The organism is Streptomyces sp. McG3 (assembly GCF_018619185.1).
Classification (GTDB): domain Bacteria; phylum Actinomycetota; class Actinomycetes; order Streptomycetales; family Streptomycetaceae; genus Streptomyces.
On record NZ_JAAXYC010000369.1, the window covers coordinates 1 to 7,033 of the forward strand.

Here is a 7,033-nt window from a genome sequence, read left to right on the forward strand (position 1 = left end):
CGCCCACCCCGCCCCGCCCCGCGATGCGGCACACTGGACGTTTGGCCGCATCCGTGGCCGCACCCCGCAGAAAGGGCCGAAGCGCGTGACCGGACCCCTCATCGTCCAGAGCGACAAGACGCTGCTCCTCGAAGTCGACCACGACCAGGCGGACGCCTGCCGTCGTGCCATCGCGCCGTTCGCGGAGCTGGAGCGTGCGCCCGAGCACATCCACACGTACCGGGTGACCCCGCTCGGGCTGTGGAACGCCCGAGCCGCCGGGCACGACGCCGAGCAGGTCGTCGACGCCCTGGTCGAGTACTCCCGCTACCCCGTGCCGCACGCGCTCCTGGTCGACATCGCCGAGACGATGGCACGGTACGGACGGCTCACCCTGTCCAAGCACCCGGTGCACGGGCTCGTGCTCACCAGCACCGACCGGCCCGTGCTGGAGGAGATCCTCCGGTCGAAGAAGGTGCAGCCGCTGGTCGGGGCGCGGATCGACCCGGACACCGTGGCCGTGCACCCCTCCGAGCGGGGGCAGGTCAAGCAGACCCTGCTCAAGCTGGGGTGGCCCGCCGAGGACCTCGCGGGGTACGTCGACGGCGAGGCCCATCCCATCGAGCTGGCCGAGAACGGCTGGTCGCTGCGGCCTTACCAGAAGCAGGCCGTCGAAGGGTTCTGGCACGGCGGGTCGGGCGTCGTGGTGCTGCCCTGCGGTGCCGGGAAGACCCTTGTGGGCGCCGGTGCCATGGCCGAGGCCAAGGCCACCACCCTGATCCTGGTCACCAACACCGTCTCCGCCCGGCAGTGGAAGCACGAGCTGGTGAAGCGGACCTCGCTGACCGAGGACGAGATCGGCGAGTACAGCGGGACGCGGAAGGAGATCCGGCCGGTCACCATCGCCACCTACCAGGTGCTGACCACCCGGCGCAAGGGCGTCTACCCGCACCTGGAGCTGTTCGACTCCCGCGACTGGGGGCTGGTCGTCTACGACGAGGTGCACCTGCTGCCCGCGCCCGTCTTCAAGTTCACCGCCGACCTCCAGGCCCGGCGGCGGCTGGGTCTCACGGCGACGCTGGTGCGCGAGGACGGACGGGAGTCCGATGTGTTCTCGCTCATCGGGCCGAAGCGGTTCGACGCCCCGTGGAAGGAGATCGAGGCGCAGGGTTACATCGCGCCCGCCGACTGCGTCGAGGTCCGGGTCAATCTCACCGACTCCGAGCGGCTCGCCTACGCGACCGCCGAGACGGAGGAGAAGTACCGGTTCTGCGCCACCACCGCGACCAAGCGGAAGGTGACCGAGGCGCTGGTGCGCAAGCACCAGGGCGAGCAGACCCTCGTCATCGGCCAGTACATCGACCAGCTCGACGAGCTGGGCGAGCATCTGGACGCCCCCGTGATCAAGGGCGAGACCAGCAACGCCCAGCGCGAGAAGCTCTTCGAGGCGTTCCGTCAGGGCGAGATCAGCGTCCTCGTCGTGTCCAAGGTCGCGAACTTCTCCATCGACCTGCCCGAGGCGACCGTCGCCATCCAGGTCTCCGGGACCTTCGGGTCGCGGCAGGAGGAGGCCCAGCGGCTGGGCCGGGTCCTGCGGCCGAAGGCCGACGGGCACGAGGCCCGGTTCTACTCGGTCGTCGCCCGCGACACCATCGACCAGGACTTCGCGGCGCACCGCCAGCGGTTCCTGGCCGAGCAGGGGTACGCGTACCGCATCGTCGACGCGGACGAGCTGCTCGCCGACGACTGAGGCCCCCGGGAGGGCGGGCGGTCAGCGGCCCCGGCCGGCGACGCCCGCCTCCTCCGCGTACTCCCCCAGGACGACGACGCCGAACGCCGCCGTCACGAACACCTTCACGGCGCGCATCGCGTCGCCGACGCGGTGGGGTCGGTGGTGACCGGTGGCCGCGGTCGCGCCGTGCGCGGGGCCGGTCCTGCGTGGGTTCAGAGTCGCTGTGCTCATGTATCCATGGTGCTCCCGTCACCCGTTCGGGCGCGTCGGTCCGCAGACGGAACCCCGGGGCCGGGCGGGTAGCCCTCCGGTACCGCTCCGGGCGCGCGCGTCCCCTACGGGTACCCCTGGCGTCTCCGCCCCCGGGGGAGGCCCGGGAGGCGCCCGGGGCGGAGACCTGAGCGGAGAGCGGGGCGGAAGACCGGGAGAGGCCCGGCGGGTCCGCGCGGGCCGTAAACCGGTTCGCCGCCGCCCCGCTCCGTGGCTACAATCGCGGGTCTGCCCGCCTCCCGCGCCGTGTCACCGGCCCCGGGAGCGCCGCCGACCGGACGGAAACCGGCCGACACCCCACGGATACGTACCTTCCCAGCGGACCCCGCCGCTTCGAGTGCCGTCATGTCACCGGAGCGCGTCCGGTCCGCCGTCCTGCGTTGAAGAGCCGGAGGCAACACCGTGCCCGCGCACGTAGCAGAAAGCGATTCCACCCCCGACCCCACCACCGGCGCCACCGACCCCCTGGCGCACGAACGTGCCCATCTCGCCGCGTCCCGCGCCGCCCTGCGCGGGATGCGCGAGGACGTCCAGGCCCTCGACATCCGCGACGTCACCGCGAACTGGGTCAACGCCGCCGTGCTCCAGTCCCAGATCGACGACCGCATCAAGGCGCTCGCCGACCTCGCGCACACCCCGCTGTTCTTCGGCCGCCTCGACTATCTGCACGCCGTCGGCGGCGAGCTGGCCGAGGGCGCGGAGGGCGAGCGGTTCTACATCGGGCGCCGGCACGTCCACGACGCCGCCGGGGATCCCATGGTCATCGACTGGCGTGCGCCGGTCTCCCAGCCGTACTACCAGGCGTCCCGCAAGAACCCCCAGGACGTGGGGCTCCGCCGCCGCTTCGGCTACACCGCCGGCGAGCTGACCGCGTACGAGGACGAGCACCTCACCGACCCCGCCGAGGCGGAGCACACCAGCCGGCTCCTCCAGGCGGAGATCGAGCGGCCGCGCGTCGGCCCGATGCGCGACATCGTCGCCACCATCCAGCCCGAGCAGGACGAGATCGTCCGCAGTGGCCTCGGCGGCACCGTCTGCGTGCAGGGCGGGCCCGGCACCGGGAAGACCGCCGTCGGCCTGCACCGGGTGGCGTACCTCCTGTACGCGCACCGCGAGCGGCTCGCCCGCACCGGCACCCTCGTCATCGGGCCGAACCGTTCCTTCCTGCACTACATCGAGCAGGTCCTCCCCGCCCTGGGCGAGCTGGAGGTGAAGCAGGCCACCGTCGACGACCTGGTGCGCACCGGCGTCGAGGTCCGGGGCGAGGACGAGGCGGCCACCGCCGTCGTCAAGGGCGACGCCCGCATGGCCGAGGTACTGCGGCGGGCCATCCGCTCCCATGTGACCGCCCCCGCCGAGCCCGTCGTCGTGGTGCGCGGGTCCCGGCGCTGGCGCGTGCCCGCGCACGAGGTCCAGGAGATGGTCGACGAGCTGCTGGCCCGCGACATGCGGTACGGGGCCGCGCACGAGGCGCTGCCGCAGCGGATCGCGCACGCCGTGCTCGTGCGGATGGAGGAGGCCGGGGAGGCACCCGACGACCGGGTGCAGAACGCGGTCGCCCGGAACCCCGCGGTGAAGGCGGCCGTCAAGGCGGTCTGGCCCGCCGTGGATCCGGCGAAGCTGGTGCTGCGGCTGCTCTCCGACGCGGAGTTCCTGGCCGCGAACGCGGAGGGCCTGCTGGACGAGGACGAGCAGAAGCGGCTCCTGTGGGCGAAGCCCGCCCGCGGTGTGAAGTCCGCGAAGTGGTCGGCGGCCGACGCCGTGCTGATCGACGAGGCGGGGGACCTCATCGCCCGTACGCACTCGCTGGGCCATGTCGTGCTCGACGAGGCCCAGGACCTCTCCCCCATGCAGTACCGGGCGGTGGGGCGGCGGTGCTCGACCGGTTCGGCGACCGTCCTCGGCGATCTCGCCCAGGGGACGACCCCGTGGTCCACGGAGAGCTGGAGCGAGGCGCTGTTCCACCTGGGCAAGGCGGAGGCGGTGGTGGAGGAGCTGACGGCCGGTTTCCGCGTGCCGCGCGAGGTCATCGCGTACGCCTCCCGGCTGCTGCCCGTGATCTCGCCGGGGCTCGCGGCGGTGGAGTCGGTGCGCGAGTCGCCCGGTTCGCTGGTCGTGCGGGAGGTGGCGTCGGCGGAGGGGTTGGATCCGGCCGACCCGTCGGACGCGCCGGCCGGGCCGGATGCGCTGAACGCCGCCGTCGTCGCCGCCTGCGAGGAGTCCTTGCTCCAGGAGGGGTCGATCGGGCTGATCGCCGCCGACGCCCGGATCCCCGCGCTGGGCGCGGCCCTGACGGCGGCGGGCCACGCCTGTCTCTCCCCGGGTGAGGAGACGACCGCCGCGTCCCGGCTGACGCTGGTGCCCGCGTCGCTGGCGAAGGGCCTGGAGTACGACTACGTGGTGCTGGACGAACCGGCGGCCGTGGTCGACGGCGAGCCGGACGAGCGGACCGGGCTGCGGCGGCTGTACGTGGCGCTGACCCGTGCGGTCTCCGGGCTCACGGTGCTGCACGCGGCGCCGTTGCCGGAGGCGCTGGCGCGGCGGTGACGCGGCGGAGGGGCGGGACCTGTGCGGTTCCCGCCCCTCGCCGCGACTCCCCGATGCCCCGGCGCCCGGGCCGCGGGGCGTCGGAGGGCGGCTCAGGCGTCCAGCGCCTCGCGCCACTCCCGTACGGCTGCCGCGTCCACCGGGGCCGACCAGCCGCCGGGCCGGGCCGCACCGCCGATGTGGACGGCGTCGATCCCCGCGGCCCGCAGCCGGGGCAGGTGCCGCAGGTGGAGGCCGCCGCCGACCAGGACCTTCGCCCGGTATCCCGGCTCGCCGGCCCGGGCGGCCTCGGCCAGGAGGACCGGGATGCCGGAGTCCACCCCGTCCGGCGAGCCGGCCGTGAGGAACGTGTCGAGGCCGGGCAGCTCCGCGAGCTGCTTGCGCAGGGCGTCGCGGTCGACAGCCCGGTCGATCGCCCGGTGGAACGTCCACCGGCAGCCGTCCAGCTCGGCGACGAGCCGCTCGACGGCGACGAGGTCGGCGTGGCCCTCCCCGTCGAGGAAGCCGAACACGAACTCGTCGGCTCCCGCCTCCCGCATCTCGCGGGCCTTGCCGACCAGTACGTCGATGTCACCGGCGGCGAAGCCGTCCGCCACCCTGAGCATCACGCGCAGCGGGATGTCCACGGCGGACCTGATCGCCGCGAAGGTCTCCCGCGACGGGGTCAGACCGTCGGCGGCCATGTCGGTGACCAGTTCGAGGCGGTCTGCACCACCGGCCTGGGCAGCGACCGCGTCCTCCGCGTCGAGAGCGATCACCTCCAGGACTGCACGGTTGCTCATGGGTCCCCATTCCTCCGATACGCAGCTATAGGTCTAGTCCAATGGCCAGCCTACGGGTCGGTAGACGGGCAGCGCAGCCCTCTATCTGAACGCACGACCACGACGGCGCGCGAGCCGACCCCGCAGACGAGTGACGCGCACCGCGCGCACACCGGAGCGGAACGGGCGCGTTCGCCGCGATCACCCCTTGCACTTCATAGGGGAGGGGGGTATATATGAGGAGAGAAAGAGATACCCCCTAGGGGTATTTGGACGGCTTCAGGGAGGACCCCGTGTCCGCGCACTCCGCCACCACCGCCACCACCGCTGCCGGCTCCGCCGCCGACACCGCCGCGGTCGAGCTCGCGATCGGCGGGATGACCTGCGCCTCGTGCGCGGCCCGTATCGAGAAGAAGCTCAACCGGATGGACGGCGTCGAGGCCACGGTGAACTACGCCACCGAGAAGGCGAAGGTCACCTACCAGGGCTCGGACGTGTCCGTCCAGGACCTGATCGCGACCGTCGAGGCCACCGGCTACACCGCCCGGCCACCCGCACCGCCCGCGTCGACCGCCTCCCCCGGGAGCAACGTCGCGGACACGGCGGGCGCGGCGGCGGAGAGCGAGGACGACGGGCTCACCTCCCTGCGCCAGCGCCTGATCACCGCCGTTCTCCTCGCCGTACCGGTGATCGCGATGGCGATGGTCCCCGCGCTCCAGTTCGACTACTGGCAGTGGCTCTCCCTGACGCTGACCGCACCGGTCGTCGTCTACGCCGCCTGGCCGTTCCACCGTGCCGCCTGGACCAACGCGAAGCACGGCGCGGCGACGATGGACACGCTGATCTCCGTCGGCACGTCGGCCGCGTTCCTGTGGTCGTTGTGGGCGCTGTTCTTCGGGACCGCGGGCATGGTCGGGATGACGCACCCCTTCGAGCTGACCATCGCCCGCAGCGACGGCGCCGGGAACATCTACCTGGAGGCCGCGGCCGGGGTGACGGCGTTCATCCTCGCCGGGCGCTACTTCGAGGCCCGCTCGAAGCGGAAGGCCGGGGCGGCGCTCAAGGCGCTGATGGAGCTGGGGGCGAAGGAGGTCACGGTCCTGCGCGACGGCGTCGAGACGACGATCCCGACCGCCGCACTGCAGGTAGGGGACCGTTTCCTGGTCCGTCCCGGGGAGAAGATCGCGACGGACGGGACCGTGGTCGAGGGCGCCTCCGCCATCGACGCCTCCATGCTCACCGGCGAGTCCGTACCCGTCGAGGTCACCACCGGCGACACCGTCACCGGAGCCACCCTCAACGCCGGAGGCCGCCTCGTCGTCGAAGCCACCCGCATCGGCGCCGACACCCAACTCGCCCGCATGGCCCGCCTCGTCGAGGACGCCCAGAACGGCAAAGCCTCCGCACAACGCCTCGCCGACCGCATCTCCGCCGTCTTCGTCCCCATCGTCATCGCCCTCGCCCTCGCCACCCTCGGCTTCTGGCTCGGCAACGACGCCGGACTCACCGCCGCCTTCACCGCCGCCGTCGCCGTCCTCATCATCGCCTGCCCCTGCGCCCTCGGCCTCGCCACACCCACCGCCCTCATGGTCGGCACCGGCCGCGGCGCCCAGCTCGGCATCCTCATCAAAGGCCCCGAAGTCCTGGAGACCACCCGCCGCGCCGACACCATCGTCCTCGACAAGACCGGCACCGTCACCACCGGCCGCATGACCCTCCAGACCACCCACACCACCCCCACCAC

Annotated in this window: 5 protein-coding genes; 3 read left to right on the top strand and 2 right to left on the bottom strand. The window is 72.8% G+C overall.

Annotation, left to right across the window (positions count from 1 at the left end):
- The first annotated feature begins 85 nt into the window (after window positions 1-85).
- Complete coding sequence (locus tag HET64_RS34410; protein WP_215111177.1) at window positions 86-1,729, top strand: DNA repair helicase XPB; 1,644 nt, start codon at window positions 86-88, stop codon at window positions 1,727-1,729.
- Between the two features lie 21 nt (window positions 1,730-1,750).
- Here HET64_RS34410 and HET64_RS34415 read toward each other — a convergent pair whose 3' ends face one another.
- On the bottom strand, window positions 1,751-1,942 hold the full coding sequence (locus HET64_RS34415) for a hypothetical protein (RefSeq protein WP_215111178.1): 192 nt from the start codon (window positions 1,940-1,942) through the stop codon (window positions 1,751-1,753).
- Between the two features lie 441 nt (window positions 1,943-2,383).
- Here HET64_RS34415 and HET64_RS34420 point away from each other — a divergent pair, with 441 nt between their 5' ends.
- Window positions 2,384-4,528 carry a UvrD-helicase domain-containing protein gene (locus tag HET64_RS34420; RefSeq protein WP_215111179.1) on the top strand — a complete coding sequence of 715 codons (2,145 nt, stop codon included), beginning with the start codon at window positions 2,384-2,386 and terminating at the stop codon, window positions 4,526-4,528.
- Window positions 4,529-4,620: 92 nt separating this feature from the next.
- On the opposite strand, the gene HET64_RS34425 is transcribed toward HET64_RS34420, so the two are convergent.
- Window positions 4,621-5,310 carry a copper homeostasis protein CutC gene (locus HET64_RS34425; protein WP_215111180.1) on the bottom strand — a complete coding sequence of 230 codons (690 nt, stop codon included), beginning with the start codon at window positions 5,308-5,310 and terminating at the stop codon, window positions 4,621-4,623.
- A 272-nt stretch (window positions 5,311-5,582) separates the two neighbouring features.
- Between HET64_RS34425 and HET64_RS34430 the strand changes: the two genes are divergently transcribed.
- A partial coding sequence (locus tag HET64_RS34430) for a cation-translocating P-type ATPase (RefSeq protein ID WP_215111181.1) occupies window positions 5,583-7,033 on the top strand: 1,451 nt, incomplete at its 3' end.

Excerpts from the sequence above, each read along its gene's own strand:
- HET64_RS34425 (WP_215111180.1), bottom strand. The coding sequence starts at position 5,310 with ATGAGCAACCGTGCAGTCCTGGAGGTGATCGCTCTCGACGCGGAGGAC.
- HET64_RS34415 (WP_215111178.1), bottom strand. The coding sequence starts at position 1,942 with ATGAGCACAGCGACTCTGAACCCACGCAGGACCGGCCCCGCGCACGGC.